At 57.9% G+C, this 3373-nt stretch carries 4 protein-coding genes and 2 pseudogenes; 4 read left to right on the top strand and 2 right to left on the bottom strand.

Annotated elements, in window-relative coordinates; all coding sequences use genetic code 11:
- Together O3656_RS10155 and O3656_RS10150 are read left to right on the top strand one after the other, a co-directional pair.
- Nucleotides 1-895, top strand: an 895-nt coding sequence (locus O3656_RS10155) for an Abi family protein (RefSeq protein WP_500063947.1), incomplete at its 5' end; no start/stop codon positions are given.
- A 321-nt stretch (nucleotides 896-1216) separates the two neighbouring features.
- Nucleotides 1217-1295: pseudogene (locus O3656_RS10150) on the top strand (integrase); the annotation flags it as partial.
- Here O3656_RS10150 and O3656_RS10145 read toward each other — a convergent pair.
- Complete coding sequence (locus O3656_RS10145; protein ID WP_500063948.1) at nucleotides 1296-1535, bottom strand: phage portal protein; 240 nt, start codon at nucleotides 1533-1535, stop codon at nucleotides 1296-1298.
- A 170-nt stretch (nucleotides 1536-1705) separates the two neighbouring features.
- Between O3656_RS10145 and O3656_RS10140 the strand changes: the two genes are divergently transcribed.
- The gene (locus O3656_RS10140) at nucleotides 1706-2086 is read left to right on the top strand and encodes an EXLDI protein (protein WP_500063946.1); all 381 of its coding nucleotides are present in this window, start codon (nucleotides 1706-1708) and stop codon (nucleotides 2084-2086) included.
- 13 nt (nucleotides 2087-2099) lie between these two features.
- Here the strand turns inward: O3656_RS10140 and O3656_RS10135 are convergent.
- Nucleotides 2100-2519 (bottom strand): annotated as a pseudogene (locus O3656_RS10135) (terminase TerL endonuclease subunit); the annotation flags it as partial.
- Between the two features lie 114 nt (nucleotides 2520-2633).
- Here O3656_RS10135 and O3656_RS10130 point away from each other — a divergent pair.
- A partial coding sequence (locus O3656_RS10130; RefSeq protein ID WP_500063945.1) for an ISL3 family transposase occupies nucleotides 2634-3373 on the top strand: 740 nt, incomplete at its 3' end.

Here is a 3373-nt window from a genome sequence, read left to right as displayed (position 1 = left end):
TGAGGAACAGGTCAGTATCCTCCAGTCACGAGGAATGGGCATCGACGATCCGGCTCATGCTGCCGAAGTTCTGCGTACGCATAACTACTATCGGTTATCGGGTTACTGGCACTCGATGCGTCAAGTAGATCCCCAAACACATACGGCACTCGATGTTTTCAAGGACGGCGCCACCCTCGATCTTGTCCTCGCGCTCTACGACTTCGATGCTCGATTGCGCCACGCGGTTTTTGCGAACCTTGCTCCCATAGAGCTAGCGATCCGTTCATTGCTTGGCTACCATCTCGGGGCACTTGACCCGCTGATTCACCTCGATGCATCGAAGCTCAGTGCCACCGCGAGCAATCCTTCAAAGCGCACTAAGGGCGCTACTGAGCATGATGACTGGGTAAGGAAATATCGCCAAGCGTTGCGTAGCTCTCGGGAGGACTTCGTCGAGCACCACCGCAGCCAATATGACGGAGTCCTTCCTGTCTGGGTGGCTGTTGAAGTCATGGATTGGGGAATGCTCTCCCACCTGTACAGGTTTACTCCCAACCCTGCTCGCAATCGCATAGCTAGAGAGTGCAATATGAGCGGGCCGCAATTGGAGTCGTGGCTAAAGTCGCTCAATATTCTGCGGAATTATTCGGCTCATCATGCTCGCTTGTTTACGCGAGTGTTCGACATTAAACCAAAGACAATCGATGATCCTCGTATGAAGCCAGTTGAGAGCGTCTCACATCTCGTGTTTGGTCAGCTCAGCCTCATACGTTATCTGCATGCTGTTTTGGGAACAGATGGAGGTGTACCTGACCTCGCAGGCGTTCTGGAAAGCTATCCTCACAACCAGCTCGTCTCATTCTATCGCCTGGGCACGCCCGAGAATTGGCGCGAGCTCGACCTCTGGTCCTAGCTAGATTGCTGACCCACAGCAACGCGAAAGCCCGTGTCGAAACACGGGCCTCGGAATTGGAGCACTATCAGGCGTCCATCTCCAGAGTGTCAGATTTACAGCAGATGGACAAGACCTGCGGCGGCGCCAACTAGGGTAAACTCTACTGGCGAAGACCCCGGAACGATCCCCAGCTTTGGCTGCATCGCCGGGGTTACCGCTTTTCTTACACTGGTACATGCCCCGGCGAGAATACCGGGATCAGGCCCTACGGGAAGCCGCATAACGGCTACCATTAAACGCGTCTAAGTTTCGGGGCGCAGTTCAGAGGTCTACACCGGGGTCGCCACCTGGATCGAAGACTTCTACAACCGCCGCCGCATCCACACCAGCCTGGGCGGCACCCCCCATCGAATACGAACTACACCAAGCGGCCTGGACAACAGTCGCATAAACAAACCGTCAACAACTTGCACAGAGGCCCAGTTTCCCGGAACACAAAGCTCGTCATCTCCGGGTTCGGCTCATCGTGCAGCAGCCGGTAGAGCGGATGAGAGACGGCCTTCTCTTTCCCGCCATCGCTACGGGTCTGGTAGACGTGCAACGGTAGGCCGGCGATGGTCTCAGCCAGAATCCGCACACACGAATACACGGCGGTCATCTGCATGGCAGTGCGCTCGTTCACCGCCCGCCCAGCGCTTGTGGGGCTAAACAGGAACGAGTAGTTTGAGCCGATCGTGTGGTCCGTGGCGCGAGTAGTATTGTTCCTAATCCATCTAAATATGCCCACAGGTTACTCCTAGGGTTAAGCTGCAACGATTGAGGTGTGTCATGTCAACAAACTCTGAGTTCGAGGAAGTTCGGGTCGAGATTGAAAGGGACGGCAAGCCTGTAGTTGTGTCCTTCCAAGGACGCTCTGCCAGCCGGGCCGCACAGATTAGCAATGGACGCGAAACTGTTTACCGCGCTTATACGACGCCAAAGGGCAAGATCGCTGTCACAAAGCGCAGCGCAGTTGCATGGCAAGCGAGCGCGCATCTCGGCGAGGACGCTTGGGCTGACGTTGCCAACGGCGAAGAATGGTGGCAGCCCACCTACGAACTGTTCGTTGCCGACAATTGGGACGAGCTAAGCAAACAACTGACCCCAGAGGTAACGGCCAAGCTACACGATAAGGCGCAACCGCTCCCTGTCGAACACCTCGACATCTAAAACCGTCACAGCACAGTAGTCTGCGCTCGTCGTACACCGAGTGCGCGGGTGCTGCGTTGCCGTTTCGGATGGCTCGGTCTAGGGCCATGATGAGGGCGACGACGCCGTCGCTTTTCTCGGTGGATTTTTGTTTGTCGGGTTTGATGTTGCCGGCGGGGTCAGTGCGGATGTGGATGTTGTCGACCATCCAAGCGAGCACCTTGTTCCCGCCGTGTTGGATCCTGCCCTCGAGGGCGAGCTTCATCAGCTCCTTGCTCGGCGGGGACATGTCTTTGAAGCCTTGACCGAAAGGCACCACGGTGAAGCCCAGAGCCTCGAGGTTCTGGCTCATCTGCACCGCGCCCCACCGGTCGTAGGCGATCTCCCGAATGTCGTAGCGGGTGCCGAGTTCCTCAATGAAGGCTTTGATCGCGGCGTAGTGGACGACGTTTCCCGGCTCTTTATAATTGAGGGTGTGGTGGGTGGGGTTCGGCGTGTCGTGGCCGGGTAGGGGTCGAGGTCTTTCGATGATGGGGGTTCCGACACCGTCCATCTGAAAGACCTCGACATGTCCAATGCTACCTTTGATCGCCCTGACCTGAGCGCATTCACGGGCCTGGATGACCTAGGACTGGAAGTGATGGGTCAGCGTGTCGGAGGCGATCGGACCGTCTTGGCCTGCAAGGTAGTGGGTGAGGATCGGTGGTGTCGACAGTGTGGGGGCGAGGGCGTTGTACGCGACACGGTGGTTAGGCGCTTGGCGCACGAGCCATATGGGTGGCGTCCCACGATTTTGCATGTGAGCGTGCGTCGCTACCGGTGCCAGACGTGTGCTCACGTGTGGCGTCAAAACATGAGTGCAGCGGCCGATCCACGCGCCAAGCTCTCGCGCGCAGCGGTGCGCTGGGCGCTGGTGGGCCTGGTGGTCCACCATCTGACGGTGGCACGCATCGCCGACGTATTGGCCGTGTCATGGAACACTGCCAATACCGCGATCTTAGGTGAAGGCCAGCGCATACTCACAGGTGATCCTGATCGTTTCGAGGGGGTGCGCGTCATCGGTGTGGATGAACACGTGTGGCCCCACACCCCTGACGGCGACAAATACGTCACCGTCATCTTGGACTTGACTCCTATACGAGACCGTCGCGGTCCCTCCCGGCTCCTGGATATGGTCCCAGGCCGCTCCAAGCAGGTCGTCACAACCTGGCTAGCCTCCCGCCCCGATACGTGGCGCAGCCACATTGAGATCGTCGCGATGGATGGATTCACCGGGTTCAAAAGCGCAGCCGCTGAAGAACTCCCCGA

It is taken from the genome of Pauljensenia sp. 27098_8_83, from assembly GCF_041432695.1.
GTDB lineage: Bacteria > Actinomycetota > Actinomycetes > Actinomycetales > Actinomycetaceae > Pauljensenia.
The sequence above is the reverse complement of the archived record's forward strand: the minus strand, read 5'-3'. Positions and strand labels throughout refer to the sequence as shown.

Excerpts from the sequence above, each read along its gene's own strand:
- O3656_RS10145 (WP_500063948.1), bottom strand. The coding sequence starts at position 1,535 with ATGACCGCCGTGTATTCGTGTGTGCGGATTCTGGCTGAGACCATCGCC.
- O3656_RS10140 (WP_500063946.1), top strand. The coding sequence starts at position 1,706 with ATGTCAACAAACTCTGAGTTCGAGGAAGTTCGGGTCGAGATTGAAAGG.